The organism is Nonomuraea sp. NPDC059194 (assembly GCF_042754765.1).
Lineage (GTDB): Bacteria > Actinomycetota > Actinomycetes > Streptosporangiales > Streptosporangiaceae > Nonomuraea.
Genome location: NZ_JBHZBH010000026.1, coordinates 88103 through 108968, shown reverse-complemented (window position 1 = coordinate 108968; position 20866 = coordinate 88103). Strand labels below are relative to the sequence as shown.

Genomic DNA, 20866 nt, shown 5'->3' with positions numbered 1-20866 from the left:
GGTGTGCGGTCCCCGGCCGCCGACGCTCGTGGGTCGTAGCAGGTGGGGTCGTCTTGACGATCAGATCATGCGCGGCGGTGTACAGCAACGTTAAAGGATGAGGGGACGTGGTGGACCACGTCGGCGCGCAAATTTAGAGAACTCTCATGTAGCCCGCGCGCCTTTCGACGGCGCGAACTTCGGCACCGCGAACTTTGGCCCACTTTGGCGCTGGGAACTTTGGCACTGGGAACTTTGGCACTGGGAACTTTGGCACGGGGAACAGAATCGGGTTCTAATGGGGTCCCATGACGGTACCTGGCATTGACTGGCCGCGCCTGGTCGCCTGGATGGGCGAGCATGTGCCCTCGGCGGGCGCGCCCGTCTCGGTGTCGCTGATCTCCGGCGGCAGGTCCAACCTCACCTATCTGGTCGAGGCGGCCGAACGGCGCGTGGTGCTGCGCCGTCCTCCGCTCGGCCACGTCCTGCCCACCGCGCACGACATGCGCCGTGAGTGGCGGGTCATCTCCGCCCTGTACGGCACGCCGGTGCCGGTCCCCCCGCCGCTCGCCTTCTGCGCCGACGACGAGGTGATCGGCGCGCCGTTCTACGTGATGGGCCACGTCGACGGCGCGGCCGTCCGCGACCGGGCCGAGCTGACCACCGGCGTCGAGGAGACCAGGAGACTGTCGCAGCGGCTGGCCGAGGTGCTCGCCGAGATCCACGCCGTGGACTACGCGGCGGTGGGCCTGGCCGACTTCGGCCGCCCCGAGGGCTACCTGGCCAGGCAGCTCGACCGTTGGTGCCAGCAGTGGGCCCGCTCCGCCGACCGCGAGGAGCCCGCCTACGACCGGCTCGTCGCCAGGCTGCGCGACCGCCTGCCCGCCACCTCGGCCTCCACACTCGTGCACGGCGACTACCGGCTCGACAACACGCTGGTGAGCCTCGCGCCGCCGGAGATCCGCGCGGTCGTCGACTGGGAGATGTCGACGCTCGGCGACCCGCTGGCCGACCTCGGCCTCACGCTCACCTACTGGCACGACCCCGGGGACGAGGAGCGCGCCGCGATCCCCGTGGCCGGCGACGTCACGCTCGCCCCCGGCTTCCTCAACACCGCCGAGTTCGCCGCCCACTACGCCAAGGTGTCCGGCAGGGACCTTTCCGACCTGGACTTCTACGTGGCGTTCGGCAACTTCAAGCTCGCCGTCATCGTGGAGGGTATCCACGCCAGGTTCCGGCAGGGTAAGACCGTGGGGGAGGGGTTCGAGAGCATCGGCGGCGCGGTGCCCGTCCTGATCGAGCGCGCCCACCGCACGCTCGACAGCCGCACCCCGTGACCTGGTCGGCCGCGACAGTCAAGGAGACCCGATGAGCAGCGTTGTCCTCATCACCGGAGCCGCCAGCGGCATCGGCGCCGCGGTGGCGCGCAGGATGGCGGCAGGGGGCGCGCGCTGCGTCCTCGTCGACCGCGACGAGGCCGGCGTCGAACGCGTCGCCAAGGAGGTGGGCGGCGTGTGGCTGGCGGGCGACGTCAGCGACCCCGAGACCTCCCTGCGCGCGGCCGCCCTCGCCGTCGACACCTACGGCAGGCTCGACCTGGCCCACCTGAACGCGGGCATGACCAGCGGCGTCGACCTGGCCGCCTTCGACCTGGAGCGCTACCGCACCGTCATGGGCGTCAACGTGGACGGCGTCGTCTTCGGCGTCAATGCCGCGGTCCCCGCGCTGATCCGCTCGGGCGGCGGCGCGATCGTCGTCACGGCCTCGCTGGCCGGGCTGGTCGGCTTCGACGGCGACCCGATCTACACCATGACCAAGCACGCCGTCGTCGGCCTGGTCAGGGGTCTGGCCGCGCCGCTGGCCAGGGAGGGGATCAGGATCGGCGCGGTGTGCCCTGGATTCACCGACACCCCGCTGGTGGCCGAGCAGCGGGAGATGTTCGTCGGAGCGGGCTTCCCGCTGCTGACTGCCGAGGATGTCGCGGCGGCCGTGGAGTCGGCCTTCTACGCCGAGGAGCCTGGCACGTTGCTGGTGGTCCAACCCGGCAGATCACCGATTCCCTACCGTTATGCTGGCGTCCCTGGACCCGCGGGGGGACAATTGCCGCCGAATCCCAGCTAACCGGTAGAGCAACTTTCAAGCGTTCTGCAATTGGTCCGGTTACCTTGGGGATGAGCCGGGCAGTTCGCCCCGGCTTTGTCGTGTGGAACGCTTCAGGAGGCTTCGGTGATACCGACGAACGGCCGTCACGCGCACAGGCGCTCTCCATGGCCGATCGCGCTGGCCGCCGGAGTCATCGCCCTCGTGCTCGTCGCGGGGATCATGATCTACGCGGGCTCCAGGACCAAGGCCTCGGGCGAGCCGAACACGATCCCGCCGTCCCAGGCGGCGCCCACGCTGGCCGCGCCGCCGGTCACGGAGGGCTGGCCGCGCTGGGGCGTCACCCACACGCAGTACAGCGCCGACCAGGAGCCCGCCGAGGTCAGGGACCGGGCGGCGGGCATCCTCGGCCGCGAGCCGATGCTGCAGAACCAGCACATCATGGGCTGGGGCGCGGACAACCCCGAGCCGAGCCCCGGCAAGTACGACTTCCGCAGCCTCGACCGCCGGATGAAGCTGATCTCCGACTCGCGGGGCATCCCGATCATCACGCTGTGCTGCGCGCCCGACTGGATGAGGGGCGGTACGGCCGGCCGTACGGACTGGGCGAAGAACGCGACCACCGCGCCCAAGCGCGAGCACTTCGACGACTACGCCAAGCTGGCCGCGACCGTCGCCAAGCGCTATCCGACCGTCAGGCACTTCATGGTCTGGAACGAGTTCAAGGGCTTCTGGAACCAGGCCAGCAACACCTGGGACGCCCAGGCCTACACCGAGCTCTACAACAAGGTCTACGACGCGCTGAAGCAGGTGAATCCCGAGATCAAGGTCGGCGGCCCGTACGTGCCGATCGACCATCACGCCCCCACGGCGGGCGAGTCGCCTGTCAGGGGCGAATGGGGCACGGCCGACCGGCGGGTGCTCGGCGCCATCGAGTACTGGATCCAGAACAAGAAGGGCGCCGACTTCATCGTCGTCGACGGCGCCACCATGACCCGCGACCAGCCGCCCACCCCCGACGAGTTCAGCGCGACGGCCAAGTTCTCGGCGATCACCACGTGGCTGCGGCAGCAGGCGCCCGACCTGCCCGTGTGGTGGGCCGAGTACTACATGGAGCCCGAGAACACCGGCTGGAGCGAGGAGCGGACCGCCGCGGTGCAGGCCACGGCGATGATGGAGTTCGCCAAGAGCGGCGTCACCACCGCGCTCTACTGGAACCCCCACAAGAAGGGCCAGCGGGAGTGCCACGGCTGCATGTGGGTGCCAGGACGCGGCGACGAGATGCCGATGGCGGGGCTGCTCAGCGGGTTCACCAAGTGGTTCCCCGCCCATGTGAAGGTCGACCAGCCGACCTCGAGCGACCCGAAGGTGCGCGTGCTCGGCCAGCCGCAGCAGATGGTGATGGTCAACACCACCAACGCCCGGCTGACCGCCACGGTGGACGGCAAGCAGTTCACCTTCGAGCCGTACGAGATCAAGTGGAGCCAGCGCGGCACCGCCTCCTGAGACGTCCTTAGACGGCCTTGAGGAAGCCGCCGTCGACGACGAACTCCGCGCCCGTCGTGCTGGCCGAGCGGGGCGAGGCCAGCAGGGCGATCACGTCGGCGACCTCTCCCGGCTCGACGAGCCGGCCCGTCAGCAGGTTCATCATCTGCGGCGCCACCGTGTCCATCACGCTGTCACGGTCGGCGCCCGTGGCCCCGGCGAGGATGTCGGCCGCGCCGCCCTCCTCCGTCCACCACGCGGTCCGCACCGGGCCTGGGGCGACGGTGTTGACCCTGATGCCCTGCGGCGCGTACTCCTCCGACAGCGCCTTCGACAGGTTCAGCAGGCCGGCCTTGGCCGCCTGGTAGTCGACGTTCATCGGGGCGGGCTGCCTGACGGCGCCGGTGGTGACGTTGACGATCGAGCCGCCGCCGCGCGCCAGCAGGTGCGGGATGGCCGCCCTGATCGCACGCACGACCGCGAACAGGTTGAACTCGAACATCTGCCGCCAGTCGGCGTCCGAGGGCGCCAGGAACGAGAAGCGGGGCAGCTTCACGCCGGGCGGCGGGCCACCGGCGTTGTTCACCAGGATGTCGAGCCCGCCGTAGACCTCGACGGCGCGCTCCACCGCGGCCGCGGGCCCCTCGGGGTCCATGAGGTCGATCGCGGCGTGCGTCAGGTTCGGTCCCGCCAGCGCGTCGAGGCCGGGCGCGCCCTTGCGGGAGACGGCCACGACCTTCGCTCCCTCCTCCAGGAGGGCGGAGACGGTGGCGAGGCCGATGCCCTTGGAGGCTCCGGTGACGACGGCCACGCGGCCGGAAAGCTGCAGATCCATGAGTGCGCCTTTCAGCGGATGCGGTTACACCCTCTGAAACACCGGCGCCTTCAGGTCGGTTGCACCCGTTGCGAGGGAATCTTCCAGTAGGTGAGCGCCCGCAGGAACCACTCGACGGGGCCGTGGCGGCGGCCGCGCAGCCACCGGTGGCTGAAGGCGGCCTGGAAGGCGAAGACGGCCAGCGCGATGAGCACCTCGACGGGCGGGCTGACCCGGTCGACGAGCGCCAGGCCGTACCCGGTGAAGATCAGCGAGCAGATCAGCGACTGCCCGAGGTAGTTGGTCAGCGCCATGCGGCCGGGAGCGGTCAGCATGCGGCCCAGGCGCGGCAGACGGGGCAGCAGGCGCAGCAGGGTGGCGGCGTAGGCAGCGGCCAGCAGCGGCGCCGTGACGAGGTCGACGGCCTGGCCGAGCAGCCGCAGCACCTGCCCCGAGCCGCCCCAGGCCGCGTAGGAGTGGAAGGCCTGCCCCGCCACGCCCACCGTGAAGCCGAGCTGCTGGATCCTGCGCAGCGTCGCCGTGCGCGGCTCGCGCAGCGCGCCCCACTTGCCGAGCGCGAGCCCGGCAAGACAGGCAGCCAGTACGGCCGGGCCCTGGAACAGCACCCGCAGCACGACGATCACCGACAGCTCGTTCAGGTGCTCAGAGATGATCATTCCGGGGCCGCCGCGCAGCAGCACGTCGGCCTTGAGCGCCTGCGCGACCCCGCCCGAGCCCGCGCCCGGCACCGGGAAACCGAGACCGGCGGCCACGGCGGCGGCTACGAAGGCCGCCGCCAGCACCGACGTCAGCGTGACGGCCAGGATCATCGCCGTCCTCGGCGTGACCTTCCGCAGCGCCAGCAGCGCCAGTCCGACCACGGCGTAGGTGCCGAGGATGTCGCCGGGGAAGAGCAGCACGGCGTCGGCGAGCCCGAGCACGAACAGCCCCGCCAGCCGGCGCAGGAACATCGGCGCGAACGCCGCGCCCCGCCTGGCGGCGGAGCCGATCTGCAGGGTGAGGCTGTAGCCGAACAGGAAGGAGAACAGCAGGTAGAACTTGTTCTCCATGAACATGGTCACGAACCAGCGCACGCCCCAGTCGAGCGCGCTGTCGAACCCCGGCTCCGGCAGCCCCGCCATCCGGTAGCCGGAGCCGAGGAAGGCGATGTTGACCACGAGGATGCCCAGCAGGGCGAAGCCACGCAGCGCGTCGACGCCGGCGATCCGGTCTCCGGGAGCGCGAGCAGATGTCCACATCAAGTGGACATCATCTCGCAACCTCAGAGTTCGCTGTGACTTTTGGTGAACTAGCGGAACATGTTCAGGCCGATGTACAGGAACCGTTCCACGATGACGGCGATCGCGATCACGAACGCCGGGATCGCGACCCACAGCAGCCGCCTGCGCGCCCGTGGCGCCTTGTCCCTGCCATGGAGGCGGATCACCTCGTAGGAGAACAGCGCCAGCCAAGTGAGGGCGAGGGCGATCACGCCCACCACACTCCACGGGGATCCTGGATCACCCGGACCGCCACTGGCGTAGCGCGGATCGGGGATCTCGGTGCCCTTGACGAACTTCTTCCACGTGTAGAGCGCCGAGTCCTCGTTGGAGTAGACCTTCTTGATCTCCTTGGACTTGTCGAGCGCGGCCACGAACTTCGGGTACCAGTCGGCCGGGAAGCCCTCGTTCAGCTGGAGGTAGGCCGCCTGCCCCTTGGTGACGGCCAGGAACGTGTTGCGCTCACTGCTCCGCAGCTTGTCGACCACGTCCTTGATGGTGGTCGGGTCCTTGTGCACCAGCGCCTGCTGGGTGAAGTCGACCTTCTCGAAGTCGCGCTCACCCCACGGCAGGATCGGGGTGACCTCGGGGCCGAGCTTGGGCACCAGGTAGAGCACCCTGGCGCTCGGCTTGTCGTGCTCGTAGACGTAGCGCATCGCGGCGACCTCGCCCGCGGTCACGCGCTCGAACTTCTCGTTGCCGTAGCGGGCGATGAGGAAGGCCATCGACAGGGCGAGCGCCACGCACGCGGCGAGCACGATCGAGATGATCCTCGTGGTCCTCGGGTTGAACCTGACATTGCGCTGGCGGAAGGGCACCGTCTCCTCGGAGGCGTCCTCGCTGTCGGCCGGCAGGTTCGGGAAGAAGGCGTAGGCGGCCAGCAAACAGGCGCCCGGCAGCATGAACATGTAGACCCGCAGGCCCATCTCGCCGCCGTAGCTCTGCAGGCCCATGGCCAGCACGGGCACGCACAGCAGGACGAGCGCCGCCCGGTCGAAGACGCCGCGCCGCAGCCGCCTGACCAGGCCCGCCGCCGCCAGCAGCAGGACGGCCGCGCAGATGCCGAGACGGGTCTTGAGCACGAGCGCGTGGACGGGGTCGCTGCCCGCGATCCGGTCGCCGGTGCCGCGCTGGAGGTTCTCCAGCAGCCTGCCGATGCCGCCGAAGATCGCCTCCATGTTGCCCTGCCAGAACCCGACGGTCTGGTAGCTGATCCACGCCAGCACCACCAGGCCGAAGAAGAACGGCAGCGCCCACGTCAGCGAGGTGCGCTTGACCAGCAGGAAGGCGGTCAGCACGCCCAGCATCATGAACGGCGTGATCTGATGTGAGGCCGTCGCGGCGAAGAACAGCGCGATCAGCAGCATCAGCATCAGCAGCTTGTCGGCCCTGAAGGTGCCGGTGTAGGCCAGCTCGCCCGGCAGCATCGCGTCGAGCCTGGCCAGCAGCCTGCGGACGGGACCCTTGGCGGGCAGCGGCTTGCTGCGCGCCTCGACCTTACCGAACCAGCGCAGCAGGATCGCCACGAAGGCCAGGTAGAGGGCGAAGGTGAAGCCCTGGGGCGAGAAGTAGTCCTGGCCGATCCACTGCACCAGGATGAACAGCAGCGCCGCGAACCACCTGGCCCGCGTGGTCGCCACCACCTGCCGCAGGATCAGCACGAACGGCAGCAGGTAGAGCAGGTTCGACAGCAGCGGCGTCCAGTTGAGGATCGGCGTGAAGTCGGTGATGCCCGCCGCCTTGCCGACGAACGCGAACAGCGCGAAGAAGCCCGGCCAGGCCATGCGGGCGTCGAGGCTGATCGCCGTTTCGCCGGTTCTGGAGATGAAGTCGACGAAGCCCGCGTGCACGTACGCGGTGGGGAAGCGTGGCGCGTCGGCCACGATCGCGCCCGCTCCGTGCAGGGCGAAGGTGATCGCGGCGATCTGGAACAGCAGCAGGAACTTGCGGTCGGTGCTCTGGGTGACCGTCACGAAGAACGAGACGATCATCAGGATGATCGCGAAGAACGCGCTCAGCGGCATCGCCGAAATCAGCCCGAGCCCGCCGATGTCGGCGGGGTCGACCCCGCGCAGCGGCCCCGGCGGCACCCGCAGCGCCAGGACGTACATGACCAGGCCCTCGAGGACCAGCAGCACCGGCAGCCAGCGCGGCGCGCCCTGCGCCAGCGCCGTGAGCCGCGCCCCCCACCCGTGGGCGGGGGCGGCGGGCTTCCTCTTGGGTACGGCAGGCGCCGCGGGAGCCGCGGGAGCCGCGGAGGTCGCGGGGCTCGCGGGGGCCGCGGGGTTCTCAGGGGCCTCGGGGGGACGGCCGACCTGCACGGAGGAGAAGGGCGTGGGAACGCGCGTGGCGACGGTGGAGTCCGCCGCCTCGTCCGCGGCCCTGGCCTGCTTCTCGGCCTGCTCCTCGGTCTGGGGCCGCGGGGGCAGGCGGACGGCCTGGGTGATCTCCGTGCTGTCGTCCGGCTCCGGCTCCCGCTCGGGGAGTCGGAGCGCGGGATTGGTCTGGTCGCTGTCGGCCTCAGCCTCGTGCGGGAAGGCCGTCTCCTGCGTGACCTCGTCGGCGATCTCTGGATCGTCGTCCCGCGCCTCGTCGGCGGACTCCGGTGTCTCAGGGGCCGCGCTCTCCCGCGTGCCCTCCTCGGCGGACTCCAGCGCCTGAGAGGCCGTGTCCTCGTCGGCGGACTCCAGCGCCCGGGGGGTCGTGCTCTCCGGTGTGCCCTCGTCATCAACGGACTCCGGCGACGACGCCGGGCTCTCCGCGGTGTCCTCGTCGGCGCACTCCGGCGCCCGGGCCTGGCTGTCCTGTGTGACGTCGTCGGCGGCGGCCTCCGGCTCGTCGTCCGTCGACGGAGAGCCCTCCTCGGCGGCCCGGCCCTCCCGCGGCGACTCCTCCTGCGGGGACCCAGCCTGCGGGGACCCAGCCTGCGGGGACCCAGCCTGCGGGGACCCAGCCTCCGGGGACCCAGCCTGCGAGGACTCTGCCTCGGGGGCCACTGTCTCCGGGGACTCCGCCTCCGGCTGCCGAGCGTCGGTCCGAGGGGCGGCGGGGTCGTCCTTGGGCACGGTGATCCGCGGGATCACCCCAGTGGCGTCAGGATCGAACTCCGGCTCCTCGGACACGTCGCTCTCCTCCACCTCCGCGGCCTTGGAAGCCGCGGACGTGCCGGTCGTCTCCGTCGTCATCGCCTCGCCCGCCGGTTGCCTCACGTTGACCATCATGCGACCTCGGACGACCTGCGCATGACACGCGGCTGCCCGGTTTCGCCGTATCTGAGAATCTTACGGAGACTACTGAAGATCAACAACGCTACCAAAATCTCGCTGAAAAGCAGACCGTATCCCACGGCGTCCACTCCCACGAAGGGGAAGAGGGCCATGATCGAGGTCAGCACCAGCACCGCGAGCCCGATCTGCACCAGCGCCAGCCTGCGCGCCTGGCCCAGCGCCCGCAGCGAACTCAGGTAGATCTCGATCAGCACCCTCGGCAGCACCGCCAACGCCATCAGCCGCAGCAGCATCGTCCCCTCCACGGCGAATTCGGAGCCGAAGATAGTGAGGATGAGCGGAGCGGCGACCAGCGCCACCCCGATGATCGGAGTGATGATCATCAGCGCGCGTTTCAGCGCCCTCCTGGCGTTGGCGGCGAGCATCGAGCGGTCGAAGGAGCCCTCCACTGTCAGCGAGACCGCCATGTTCATCGCCAGCAGCTCGATCATGCAGCCCAGCGTGTGCGCCATGGAGAAGCGCCCGAAGGTCGCCTCGCCCACCCTGGCCGCGACCAGCACGGGCACCAGGTAGACGATCGCCAGCATCGACAGCGTGCCGGGGAAGTCGCCCGCCAGGAACCTGCCCATCTCGCGCAGGCTGGGCGGCCGGGCGGTCTGCTCGGTCTCGCGGACGTGCCTGGGCACCAGGATGCCGAAGATCAGGAAGTTGATGGGCACCAGCGCGATCGCCGTCGGGATCATCCAGGAGACGAAGATGCCGCCCTCGGGCAGCCGGGTCGCCAGCAGCGCCAGCAGGCCCATCTTGACCAGGCCGAAGACCAGGTTGTTCACCGGCACCCAGGCGGCCTCGCGCAGCCCGGTGAGCGCCACGTCCTGCAGCGTGAACACCGCCCACACCACGACGGAGCCGAGGAAGAACAGGCTCATGGCGGGGGTGCCGAGCACCGCGTAGATGTCGCCCCATACCGGCAGCGTCAGCAGGAAGCCCAGAGCGGCGGCGCCGCCCGTGACGGCCGCCATGCCGTACCCGCGCAGGATGACGCCGCCGGTGCGGCGCCCGGAGATCGGGATGAACCTGGCCAGCGCGCCCACGAAGCCGAGCGCGGTCAGCGAGGCGAACAGCCGCATCGCGGTGATGAGCGCCTGCCCCCTGCCGAACTCCTCGGGGGTGTAGAAGCGGGTGGCCAGCAGCCAGTAGCCCATGCCGAGCGTGGCGGTGATCGCCGTGTTGGCCATGAGCGCGTAGCCGTTGCGGAAGAGCGGGTTGCGCAGGTCCCGCATGAGCTTGCGCAGGACCGATCGGTCAGACATTCCCGCGTACCCGCCGCAGTCCGTACCTCGTTCGCCTGACGACCGCGTAGCCCTTGGTGAGCACCCGCTCCCGTAGGTAGATCAGCGGGATCGCGTTGCCCTCGACGGCGCGCCTGAACATCGCCATCGACGTGTGCTGGCCCACGGTGAGCCGGGGGATGGCCAGCAAGTCGTGGCGATCGGCGGCCAGCGTGTTGCTCACCGCGCAGGCCGCCCAGTAGCCCGCCCTGCGCACCTCGCGGCGCACCCTGGCGCTGGAGTAGCCGTAGGGGTAGGCCATCGTGGCGACCGGCGCGCCGATCCTGTCTTCGAGCAGACCCTTGTTCTTGCGCAGCTCCTGGCGCAGCTCGGCGTCGGGAAGCTGGTCGAGCTGGGGATGGCTGTGGCTGTGGCCGCCGATCTCGATGCCCGACTGCGCGATCTCGCGCGCCTGGCCCCAGCTGAGCATGTCGTCAAGGGGCCTGCCCGCGGCGTCCTTTCCGGCGTCGGCGACCCATCCGCTGGTCAGGAAGACCGTGGCGGGGAAGTCGTGGCGCTCCAGGAGCGGCAGCGCGTTGGCGTGGAAGTCGGCGTAGCCGTCGTCGAAGGTCAGCACGATCGGTTTGTCGGGCAGCGACCTGCCGTTGTTCTTGTGGACGGCGGCGACCAGGTCGGCCACCGTCAGCGCGGTGAAGCCGCGCGTGGCCAGGTAGTCGAGCTGCTCGGCGAAGTCGCCGGTGCGTACGGCGTGCGGCCTGGTGTCCTGGTTGGGCCGCTCGGTGACCGAGTGGTACATCAGAATCGGCACCCTGATCATGTGCGCACCGCCTTCAGCCGGGCGGAGCCGACCACGTATCCCCAGGTCGTCCAGGCGAGCCCGATCACGATCGCGAAGGCCCTGCCGATCCCCGACACGTCGCCGCGCACCGCCTCGCCGAGGCCGCGCAGCGCGCCGAGCGGAAGCGCCTTCAGCGCGTGCGCCCGCTCGCTCGACAGCCCGTCCTGCGTGCCGACGCTCTGCGTGACCAGGGCCTTGGACAGGCCCTCCGCGTAGCAGCGGGAGCGGAAGTAGGCGAAGGTGGCGCGCTGGGCGGGCACCTTGTGGCCGATCACGGCGGCGGGCTCGAACAGCATGACCGAGCCCGGCTTGCGCTGCGACAGCCTGATGCAGAACTCGGTCTCCTCGCAGCCCAGCGGGCGGCTCTTGCGCCCCTGCACGCTGCGGCCGATGCCGCTGTGGAAGCCGCCGACCTCGCCGACGGCCTCGCGCCTGAACGCTGCGTTGCCGCCCATCACGTTGCGGATGGGCGACCGTACGGCGGGCATGCCCCGGTAGCTGCACCCCACGGTCCAGTCGAACTCGTGCGGGAACCAGCCGGGGCGCCTGCCCGTCTGCCAGAGCGGGTCCGTGCGGCCTCCCACGCCGACCACCGCGGGGTCCTGGAAGCCCTCCTCCAAAGCCTCCAACCACCCCGGATCAGCGACGGCGTCGTCGTCGAGATAGGCGACGATGTCACCGGTCGCCACCTCGGCTCCGGTGTTCTTGCCGCCGGACAGCCCCTTGTCGTGGACGTTCGCGACCACGCGGATGCTCGTCGCGCCCGCCTGCCCGCCGGTCTCGCTCTCCCCCTGGGCACCCACGCTCACGGCGACCGGATAGGCCTGCCTCAGCCTGCGCAGCAGCTCAGGGTTGTAGTCGACGACCAGGATCAGCTCGTGGGCCGGGCGCCGCTGGCGCTCGACGGACTCGACAGCCTGCCTGATGTCCTCCCAGCGGTCCTCGGTGTAGACGCAGATGACGACCGAACTCTTCATGACGACCTTTACGCCACGCCCCGGTCGGCCGCCGGACGGGCGGCGGGCTCGGGCACCGGCTGCGTGGGACGGCGGCGCCGCTCGCGCAGGATGGTCTTGAGCACCCTGATGCCGTCGCGGACGGCGTGCAGGTTGCTCTCGCCGTGGATCCGGCAGCGCTCGTGGCTGGGCACCTCGTGCACGCGCAGGCCCGCCTTGGCGGCCCGCACGTTCATCAGGGTCTCCACCTCGAAGCCGTCGCAGTCGAGGTCGAGAACCGGCAGGTGACGGGTCCAGAAGGCGTTGTAGCCGTAGCACAGGTCGGTGTACTTGGTCCGGTAGAAGACGTTGACCAGCGTGGTCAGCACCTTGTTGCCGAAGTAGCGGCTGAAGGTCAGGTCGTCGCTGCCTCCACCCGAGATGTAGCGCGAGCCCTTGACGAAGTCGGCGCCGGTGACGAGCGCGCCGACGAACGAGATGATCTCGTGGCCGTCGGTCGAGCCATCGGCGTCGATCATGACGATGATGTCGCTGGTGCAGGCGGCGAACCCGGCGGCCAGCGCGTCACCCTTGCCCTTGCCGGTCTGGGTGACGATCTTGACGTTGGGCCTGAGCCTGCGGGCCACGGCTACCGTGTCGTCGACCGAGTTGCCGTCGACGAGCACGATCTCGTCGATCCACTGCGGGATGGTGGCGAAGACGTGCGGCAGGTTCTCCGCCTCGTTCATCGCGGGCACCACCACGCTGACCGTCGGCGAAATGGCCAGGTGGGGGGTGAGCGGCGTGAACCGCTCGATCGGCGGCATGGATCTCAGGGCCGAACCCTGGATCTTGTGGCCGTTTGCCTTGGTGATCTCGGGACTCATGGTGCGCTAAATCCTTCCGGGACCTGTCGCTGCCGTACGGACCCGGGGCCATCCGCGATCCCATGGATCATCAGGAATGGCAGAAGTGACGAACGGTGCATGAAGGGTCCATGGGGTGAGGGTGCCAATGGAGGGTGCTGGTGGTGCTGGTGGTGCTGGTGCTGGTGCTCAGTGCTGGTCGTGCCGTGGTGCGAGGGTGGGGAGCGCTCAGCGCGCTCCCGTGGGTTCCTTTACTGCTGACTCCGATGACGAATCGGACTGCAGAGTCGTGCGCACCCGCCCGAATCCCTTCAGTACGCGATCGGCCACCTTATAGAGAGACGGTCGATCGAGCACGATTGTTCGCGCCTTGTTGACGGGAGTCCTGCCGATCCAGTGGACGGCCGCGGTGGCCGACGGCCTGGACACGCGGCCCTCGGACACGTAGAGGACTCCGCTCTTGAGCCAGTCCTTGTACTCCTTGCCGCCCTTGCCCATGTCGACGGCGAGGACTCCGGCCCCCGCCGCGTGCTCGGCCATCTGCAGGTGGTGCACGATGCCGGGGGAGTAGCGGGCGAACTCGGTGTCGTAGGCGGGGAACCAGCCGACCAGAGTGGTGGCTGTGCGCAGTCCGAAGTGGCCCGCCACCGGAGTGTCACCGGCGTAGAGCATGGTGAGCACCCCGGAGAAGCCGGCGGAGCGTTCGGCGTGCATCAGGTCGATGAGCTCGACGATCCACGGCTGGGCGAACCTGTCGACCCTGCCGGTCCTGCGGTACTGGTCGGACTTCCAGTTGAGGAGCACGCGCAGCACCTCGGGATCGGCCGAGGCGTACTCGAAGCGCAGCTCGCCCTGCTCCCTGCCGAGCTTGCGCTCCTTGTAGCGCACGGTCTTCAGGTTCTTGGGCGAGTTGGCCTTCACCTGCTCGATCCAGGTGTCGAACCCCTCGGTGAAGTCCATGATCGGGGCGGGCCTGACGTCGGTCTCGAACGGCGCGAACGTCGCCTGCCCGGCCACCATGTGGTCGAAGTCGAAGACGCTCAGCTTGGCGGCCCTCAGCAGGGCCCTGGTGTCGATCTTCAGCTCGGGGGCCGAGATCAGGCCATGACACGTGGTCAGAAAGCCGCCGAGCGGCTTTCCGATGCCGAAGCTGTGCCGTTCGTAGGGGAAGAATCCCGCGATCTGGCCGCCGTCGTGGACGACGGCCACTCTCACGTAGTCGCGCAGGCGGTCCATGGCGAGCGCGAACTCGACCGAAAGGAAGGGGTTGTCCAGCGAGGGATCCGCCTTCTGCAACTCCCGCCATCGAAACCGTTCGGGCTCACCGAGCTCGCCCGGGCGAACGATCGAGATTTTCACCGAGACCTCGCCCCCTGTTCGCTTTGCATGTTCTTCCCCCGATACAACACGCGCAGTACGTACATGAACCCAGCGAGGACGGCGACTGTCGCAACGCCGGCCCTTGGGGACCATGCGTCGAACAGAAGCATGGCTTGGGCAAGGAGAACGTTAAGAACGAGACTTGCCGCGGCTCCTACTGATAGTGCGGCAAGTGGGTCACGATCACGCAACAAACCGACTACCGCGGCACCAGGAACGACCAAAAGGAACAGAGAGATCAGAAGTGGACGCAGTGGCGTCTGGATGTCGGCAAGCGCGATCACCGCCCCCGCGATGCACGCGGCCGCCAGCACCCATGTGAGCGCCTTCCACTTGCTGACCATCTCCCCACTCCTGGCATCTAGCTGACGAAGACACGATTGATCGCATTATTCATGGGATCAACAACGCCTCGGGGTCGTCAATGCCGACGTCTGGCGGCAGCTCCAGGTTTACCAAGCATGCCGAGATTCCAATGTGTTGTTCAACACACTGTCAAGAGCGTCCAACACCGCGTGGCCCCCGAGGGGCCTCTAGCTTGCCCTATTCAGGGAGATCGTCGCCGCCCAAAGTCTGGTTTGTTGGTCTTTGTCACCAAAATGAGGTCTTAGTCGTCTTGCGGCTCATGCGATGATGTGCTGCTCGCCACACCTGGGCCGGGTGTTTCCGTTGGGCCCTGAGAGGTGGGAGGTTCCTCGGTCGGCTCGGGCTCGTTGCCCTCCTGCCCGCTCCACGAGACGGCGCAGGACCGCCCGCCGCCGTTGGACCTGATCGTGACGGTCCCCGTGCCGCCTGAGCCCGGATCGTTGACCGTCACCCAGACGGACGTCTCCTGCCCTGCCCTGATCGACCCTCCGGCGGGGAAGACGCCGAGCCCGTCCGAGGTGGTCGCGCTCCACGTGACGGTCGTGTCGCGGGCGGCCAGCCGTACCGTGCCCGCTCCTTCGACGCTCCCCGGGCAGGTGACGGAGAGCCTGGCGGCCGGGGCGGGCGAGGCGGTACGGCTGGCGGCCGGCCGCGGCCGGCTGGTCGACGGCAGCGAGGCGGGAGTCGGCACCGGTCTGGCCGCGGCCCGCGACCGCGGCGCCTGCCGATCGGCGGGCGAGAGGGTCGGCTCGGCCGGCTCCTCGTCCTCGATCTGCGGCTCGGGCTCGAAGGAGTCCTCGGGGGACGGCTCCGCCGAAGGGTCGGCCAGGGCGGGCACGGACTCGGAGACAGAAGGCGAGGCGGAGGGGATGACACGCAACGCGGCGGGCTCGGCCTGGCCGTTCATCACGATCATCGCGCCCGTCGCGGCCAGCACGCACGCGCCGACGGTGAAGACCGGCGCCAGGCGGCGCGGCCTGCGGCGGGAGCGGCGCTCCGCCGGCACGGGGAAGCCCGTCCTGTCGAAGCTGTCGCCGCGCTCGGTGATCAGCGTCCTGGTCTGGTCGCGCTCGGGGGTGGTGCAGGTGTCGATCACCCTGCGGCGCAGCGAGATCGGTGGGAAGGCGACGGGCACCAGGTCGAGGAGCCGGGCAGCCGAGACCTGCCGGTGCCTGCCCTCGGTGCACACCTCGCAGCCGCCGATATGGCTCGCGAGGCGGTGGCGCAGGATCGGGGTGAGCGGCCCCTCCCACGAGTCGACCATCGCCGACATGCCGGGGCAGTGCGCGCGCGCCGTCCTGGCCAGCACCACGGCCGCGGCGGCGTTCTCCAGATGGTCGCGGGCCCGGCCCAGCCTGGTCGCCGCCTGCCTGGAGGTGAGCCCGAGCACCGCGCCCACCTCCGAAGGGGTCAGCCCGTGCCGCAGCGAGAGCTCGAGCACCTCCCGCTCGCCCTTGCTCAGCTCCCCGAGCGCCTCGTGCACCACCTCGGCCAGCTCGGGATCCTCGGGGTCGTCCAGGACCGGGGGCGGGCTGGCGGGCGTTCTGGGCGTCTTGGCGACGCTCTGGAAGCGGGCCAGCGCGTACAGCCACGCCCGCAGCCTGCCGCTCTCCTTCAACTGGTCGGTACGGCCCTGCGCGGTCACCAGCGCGTCGTGCACGGCGTCGGAGGCGGCGTCGCGGTCGCCGGTCAGCGAGCAGGCGTAGTCGTGCAGCCGTTCGGCGTAGGCGTCGTAGAGGTGGGCGGGAGCGTCGGGGTCGGCACGGCGCAGCGCCTCCACCAACCGGTGATCGTCGGCGCGGTCGACAGTAGGCCATCCGGGCACGGATCTTCCTCCCCGCGGGCGAGCTCGTTCTCATAGCCCCACGCGGGTAGGACGCCCCCTCTTGGAGGGCGGTTGCCCGGACATAACGACCGGGTATCGGAGGGTTTCTATCGGCAGTCGGGCGCGCACAGTCGGCGCTTCATGCCCTGCACGAAGAACTTGCGTACATCGAGGATGTTTTCCGCGATGTACGCCTCGCCGCCGCTGGCCGCCGCCAGCGCGTCCATCTGCTTCCTGCCCTTGGGCGCGTCGGGACCGAACGCGATGATCAGCAGGTTGACCGGCCGCTTGGCGTCGTACTCCTTCTTCAGGAACTCCAGCATCTGCGCGTTGGTGACCTTGCCGGTCGGGTCGTCGTTGCCGGCGCCGTCGGTCAGGATCAGGATCGTGTTGATCTTGTCGCGCTCGTAGCTGTCCTTCATCTCCCGGTAGGCGGCCGTCAGCGTGTCGTTGAGCCCGGTGTCACCGGTGGCCTTGGCCCGTACGGTGGCCAGCTGCTGGCCGAGGATCTGCTTGCGGGGCACGCCGTTGACCATCTCGCTCAGCGGGCCGACCGGGACCAGTTCCTTGTAGTCCTTGTCGCCGTCGAGCAGCGTGGAGAAGCTCCAGACGCCGATCTCGCTGTCGGCGGGGAACAGGCCGAGCCCCTCACCGGCGATCTTGGTGATGGCCTGCATGCGGGTCATGCCCGCGCCGGGGATCGGCAGCGCCATGGTGCCCGAGACGTCCAGCAGCGCCAGCATCCTGGTGCCCAGGTTGAGCCGCGACCAGGTCTGCCGCATGCTCGCCACGTGCCTGGTGTCGGGCGAGGGCAGCGCTTCAGGGGCGGTCTGCTCGAAGCCCTTGTCCGCGGCGAGCGCGGCGCCGCCCTTGCCGTCGGGGGTGCGGAAGCCGTACCCGCGCAGCGTGGTCTTGGCGGAGTCGGAGGCCAGCTCCTGGGCGAACGCGGCCGCCGCCTTCTGGGTGGCGGCGTCCTTGGCGGTGACGACGATCGGGTAGTCGAGGCTCAGCGTGCCGTCCTGCGGGTAGAGCGGGACGACGGGCGAGGCGGACTTCTTGCTGTTGTGCGCCCAGACGCTCTGCTCGGAGGCGACGCCGACCGGCACCCTGCTGCCCGACTTGACGGTCAGGCTGGCCAGCAGCGCGCTCGGGTCGGCGGCGATCTGCTCCGACAGCTTCTTCAGCGCGCCGACGAGCTGCTCGTCGCCCAGGCCCGCCTCCTCGGCCGCACCCGCGGCGGCCACCAGCGCGCCCAGGCCGGCCGAGTTCTTGGCGGGGTCGAGCGCCAGGACGCGGATGTTCTTGCCGGGGCCGTCGGCGTTGGCCACGTTGGCCACGCTGATCAGGTTCTGCCAGCTCGGCTTCAGGCTCTTGGTCAGGTTCGCGGCGGCGCTCTTGGCGGCGACCAGCACGATGGGCGAGGTGGCGACCGACCCGGAGGGCGCGGGCAGCGTGACGCCCGACTCGGCCTCGCGCAGCAGGCCGACCAGCAGGCTCGAGTCGGCGATCCACATGTCGGCCTGGAGCTTGCCGTTGGCGTAGCTGTTGGCCGACTTGGCCGCGGACTCCTTGGCGACGCTCACCGTGACGCAGTGGCCGTCGACGGCCTTGCCCGTCTTGTTGAACGACTCGGCGATCTTGTTCAGCGCGGGCGAGATGTCAGGCGTGGCCACGACGCGCAGCGCGAGCGGGTCGCCCGTGCAGCCGCGTTCCTTGTTGAAGATGACGAAGGCGGCGACGCCCAGAAGTACGGCGAGCGCCACCGCGCCCGCCAGGGGAACCAGCACCCTGCCGCGCCCTCTGCTGGGGCGCCGGCGTGGTGTGCGATAGCCGTCATCGAGCTCATCTGTACGGTGTCGCCCCACGTTGCCCTCTTCGGTGTCGATAGATTCGGGTCACCATACCGGGAGAAACTCCGCGGTGCTGACGGAACCTTACTCGGTGCGCTTGGTGTGGCAAAACCATTGATTTGGTGCATTGATTACCGAGCGTTCGGGTCAGTGGCAGCAGTCGTGCCCACGCCACGCGCGCGCTCCCTCGCGCACAGCTACCACCGCCAGCCCCGTCGCCACCGCCGGATCGACCCACCACCAGCCGAGCGTGTTGAGCCACAACCCGGCCAGAACACCGCCCGCCATCGCCGCGCAGATGAGGTTCTGCGCCCCTTCCCCGCGCGTGGCCGCCGACCCGAGCCGCGCGCCCAGCCGCCGCTTGGCCAGGCCGAGCGCGGGCATGCTGACCAGGCTCACCGCCGTCACCACGATGCCGAGCACGGTCGGGGCCGCGCGGTGGCCCGCGTCGAGATCGTGCAGCACATGGAGGACCAGATAGGGCGCCAGCAGCCAGAAGCTCACCGCCACCGCGCGCCTGGCCCGCTCCTCCGCATGGTGCGAGAGCGTGCGCGCGCCGGTGAACCGCCACACCACGATCAGGCTCGCCAGCGCCTCGACGAGGGAGGACAACCCCCAGCCGATCAGCGCCACCGAGTGCGCGGCCAGCCCCGCCGCCAGGCCGAGCGAGCTCTCCAAACCGAGCCACACCAGCGTGACCACCGACAGGACACGAGCTCTCGCCGCATCGCGAAGCCAGGCGGCCGACACGGCCGGATGCGAGTGATCCCGCTGGTCGAGCACCATGACCCCCTCCGGCCGACGACAGCGTTCCGTACCCTATCGACTACTGATCGTTATCATTTCGTTTCTGTGCAAAGCTCGGTCAAACATCACAGGGGGAGCCTTCGTGCCGTTCACACCGAGCCATGTCGCCGCCGTCATCCCGATGTTCCGGGTGAGATGGCTTGATCCGTGGGCCCTGGCACTGGGCGCGATGGTGCCCGACCTGCCGATCTTCCTGCCGTTCCTGCCCGACTACACGCTCTGGCACTCCGTGGCATGGGTGGTCACGGTCAACCCCCTCGTCGTGTGCGTGCTGATCGCCGCCTTCGCCGGGATCTTCCGGCTGCCGCTCGTCGCGCTGCTGCCGCCGGCCTTCGTCGGCAGGGCCGCCTCGCTGCGTCCCGCCCCGCGGATCCTGCCCCTGCTCGCGGGTGCGACGATCGGGTCGGCCACCCACGTGTTCTGGGACTCCTTCACCCACTCCTACAGCTCGCAGGTGTGGGGCTGGACCTGGCTCGACCACGAGGTGCTCGGCGTGATCACGGTCTTCCGGCTGCTGCAGTACCTCTCCTCGGTGGCCGGCCTGGCGTTCGTGGTGTGGTGGGCATGGCGCGGCCTGTCGCGGATGGCCGACGTGTCCGCCCCCGAGGGGCTGCTGCTGCGCGATCGGGTACGGCAGGCAGTGCTGTGGACGGGCGTGGCCGGCGCCGTGGTGGGCGCGGCCTGCTGGCCCCTGCTGAACCCGCCCGGGCCGAGCCTTGCCGCGCTCGTCACCAGGATCGGCGCGGGCACGATCGTCGGACTGTGCCTCGTGCTCACCGTCTACACCGCGATCTGGCAGTTCAGGCGGCTCGTGGCAGGATTCGACCGTGCCTGAGTACGTATCCGACGCCCACGACCCCCGCCTGTCCGACTTCACCGGCCTGCGCGACGTGGAGTTGCGCAAGAGCCTGGAGGCCGAGCAGGGCCTGTTCGTCGCCGAGGGGGAGAAGGTGATCAGGAGGGCGATCGGCGCGGGCTACCCCGTGCGCGCCGTCCTGACCACCGAGCGATGGCTGGAGCCGCTGGCCGACGTGCTCGGCGACGCGACCGTCTACGTGGTCTCGGAGGAGGTCATGCACGGCGTCGCCGGATTCCAGGTGCACAGGGGGGCGCTGGCCTCGATGGAACGGCTGCCGCTGCCGCCGATGGCCGACGCGCTCTCCGGCGCCTCGCGGATCGTGGTGCTGGAGGATCTGGTCGACCACGGAAACGTCGGGGCGATCTTCCGGTGCGCGGCGGCGCTCGGGGTCGACGCGATCGTCCTGTCGCCGCGGTGTGCGGACCCTCTCTACCGGCGCTCGGTCAAGGTGTCGATGGGCGCGGTCTTCGCGATCCCCTACGTGCGCATGGACGACTGGTACGGCGGGCTGGAGCAGATCCGCGCGGCTGGGTTCCAGGCGCTGGCGCTGACTCCCGACCAGAGCGTGACCCCGCTGGACACCGTCGAGCTGAGCGATCGGGTGGCGCTGCTGCTCGGGGCGGAGGGTGACGGGCTGTCCTCCCGCTGGCTGCGGGAGGCCGACGAGCAGGTGTGCATCGCGATGAGCCCCGCCGCGATGGCCTCAGGCGTCGACTCGCTCAACGTGGTGGCCGCCGCCGCGATCGCCTGCCACGGGCTGATGCGCGGTGCCGGAACGCCACGCGGTTCGAGTAACGCCGGGTAGCGGCCTCAGCTTCACCGATTCCTCTGCTCTTCGATAAGTTTGTCCAGGCGTGAGCCAGGAAAGACATGACGTGCATGGCGTCCGTTGACAAGAGCCCGCAAGCCTCACCATGATCGCACTCAGGCCAAACCGTCACTCTCCGTGACGAAGGGTCGGGT

Annotated in this window: 17 protein-coding genes; 5 read left to right on the top strand and 12 right to left on the bottom strand. The window is 69.7% G+C overall.

From position 1 onward, the window contains the following. Window positions 1-287 precede the first annotated feature (287 nt). The 3 genes from ACFXJ8_RS28575 to ACFXJ8_RS28565 all read left to right on the top strand — a co-directional run bounded on the left by ACFXJ8_RS28575 (window position 288) and on the right by ACFXJ8_RS28565 (window position 3585). On the top strand, window positions 288-1316 hold the full coding sequence (locus ACFXJ8_RS28575) for a phosphotransferase family protein (RefSeq protein ID WP_379647061.1): 1029 nt from the start codon (window positions 288-290) through the stop codon (window positions 1314-1316). A gap of 31 nt (window positions 1317-1347) precedes the next feature. After that, window positions 1348-2100, top strand: a complete 753-nt coding sequence (locus tag ACFXJ8_RS28570; RefSeq protein ID WP_379647060.1) for an SDR family oxidoreductase — start codon at window positions 1348-1350, stop codon at window positions 2098-2100. Between the two features lie 105 nt (window positions 2101-2205). Continuing rightward, the gene (locus ACFXJ8_RS28565; RefSeq protein ID WP_379647059.1) at window positions 2206-3585 is read left to right on the top strand and encodes a xylan 1,4-beta-xylosidase; all 1380 of its coding nucleotides are present in this window, start codon (window positions 2206-2208) and stop codon (window positions 3583-3585) included. A 7-nt stretch (window positions 3586-3592) separates the two neighbouring features. Here the strand turns inward: ACFXJ8_RS28565 and ACFXJ8_RS28560 are convergent, their stop codons facing one another. The 12 genes from ACFXJ8_RS28560 to ACFXJ8_RS28505 all read right to left on the bottom strand — a co-directional run bounded on the left by ACFXJ8_RS28560 (window position 3593) and on the right by ACFXJ8_RS28505 (window position 19023). Further along, on the bottom strand, window positions 3593-4399 hold the full coding sequence (locus ACFXJ8_RS28560; RefSeq protein WP_379647058.1) for an SDR family NAD(P)-dependent oxidoreductase: 807 nt from the start codon (window positions 4397-4399) through the stop codon (window positions 3593-3595). 50 nt (window positions 4400-4449) lie between these two features. Then, window positions 4450-5637: a DUF418 domain-containing protein gene (locus tag ACFXJ8_RS28555; protein WP_379647087.1), complete on the bottom strand. Its 1188-nt coding sequence runs from the start codon at window positions 5635-5637 to the stop codon at window positions 4450-4452. Window positions 5638-5687: 50 nt separating this feature from the next. Continuing rightward, complete coding sequence (locus tag ACFXJ8_RS28550) at window positions 5688-8867, bottom strand: hypothetical protein (protein ID WP_379647057.1); 3180 nt, start codon at window positions 8865-8867, stop codon at window positions 5688-5690. Between the two features lie 8 nt (window positions 8868-8875). Beyond that, a complete protein-coding gene (locus ACFXJ8_RS28545; protein WP_379647056.1) occupies window positions 8876-10198 on the bottom strand; it encodes a lipopolysaccharide biosynthesis protein in 1323 nt (440 codons plus the stop codon). Continuing rightward, window positions 10191-10994, bottom strand: coding sequence for a polysaccharide deacetylase family protein (locus ACFXJ8_RS28540; protein ID WP_379647055.1), 804 nt, complete (start codon window positions 10992-10994; stop codon window positions 10191-10193). Before ACFXJ8_RS28540 ends, ACFXJ8_RS28545 begins: the two co-directional genes overlap by 8 nt. Continuing rightward, window positions 10991-11992 carry a glycosyltransferase family 2 protein gene (locus ACFXJ8_RS28535; RefSeq protein ID WP_379647054.1) on the bottom strand — a complete coding sequence of 334 codons (1002 nt, stop codon included), beginning with the start codon at window positions 11990-11992 and terminating at the stop codon, window positions 10991-10993. The genes ACFXJ8_RS28540 and ACFXJ8_RS28535 overlap by 4 nt, the downstream gene beginning before the upstream one ends. An 8-nt stretch (window positions 11993-12000) precedes the next feature. Next, complete coding sequence (locus ACFXJ8_RS28530; RefSeq protein ID WP_379647053.1) at window positions 12001-12837, bottom strand: glycosyltransferase family 2 protein; 837 nt, start codon at window positions 12835-12837, stop codon at window positions 12001-12003. A gap of 207 nt (window positions 12838-13044) precedes the next feature. After that, window positions 13045-14175, bottom strand: a complete 1131-nt coding sequence (locus ACFXJ8_RS28525) for a GNAT family N-acetyltransferase (RefSeq protein WP_379647052.1) — start codon at window positions 14173-14175, stop codon at window positions 13045-13047. Next, window positions 14172-14540, bottom strand: a complete 369-nt coding sequence (locus ACFXJ8_RS28520) for a hypothetical protein (protein ID WP_379647051.1) — start codon at window positions 14538-14540, stop codon at window positions 14172-14174. Before ACFXJ8_RS28520 ends, ACFXJ8_RS28525 begins: the two co-directional genes overlap by 4 nt. A gap of 263 nt (window positions 14541-14803) precedes the next feature. Then, window positions 14804-16387: a sigma-70 family RNA polymerase sigma factor gene (locus ACFXJ8_RS28515; protein ID WP_379647050.1), complete on the bottom strand. Its 1584-nt coding sequence runs from the start codon at window positions 16385-16387 to the stop codon at window positions 14804-14806. A gap of 107 nt (window positions 16388-16494) precedes the next feature. Next, window positions 16495-18174, bottom strand: a complete 1680-nt coding sequence (locus tag ACFXJ8_RS28510) for a substrate-binding domain-containing protein (protein WP_379647049.1) — start codon at window positions 18172-18174, stop codon at window positions 16495-16497. A gap of 210 nt (window positions 18175-18384) precedes the next feature. Further along, window positions 18385-19023, bottom strand: a complete 639-nt coding sequence (locus ACFXJ8_RS28505; protein WP_379647048.1) for a cation transporter — start codon at window positions 19021-19023, stop codon at window positions 18385-18387. Between the two features lie 103 nt (window positions 19024-19126). Here ACFXJ8_RS28505 and ACFXJ8_RS28500 point away from each other — a divergent pair, with 103 nt between their 5' ends. After that, on the top strand, window positions 19127-19879 hold the full coding sequence (locus ACFXJ8_RS28500; protein ID WP_379647047.1) for a DUF4184 family protein: 753 nt from the start codon (window positions 19127-19129) through the stop codon (window positions 19877-19879). After that, on the top strand, window positions 19872-20708 hold the full coding sequence (locus tag ACFXJ8_RS28495; RefSeq protein ID WP_379647046.1) for a TrmH family RNA methyltransferase: 837 nt from the start codon (window positions 19872-19874) through the stop codon (window positions 20706-20708). The genes ACFXJ8_RS28500 and ACFXJ8_RS28495 overlap by 8 nt, the downstream gene beginning before the upstream one ends. Window positions 20709-20866: the final 158 nt, after the last annotated feature.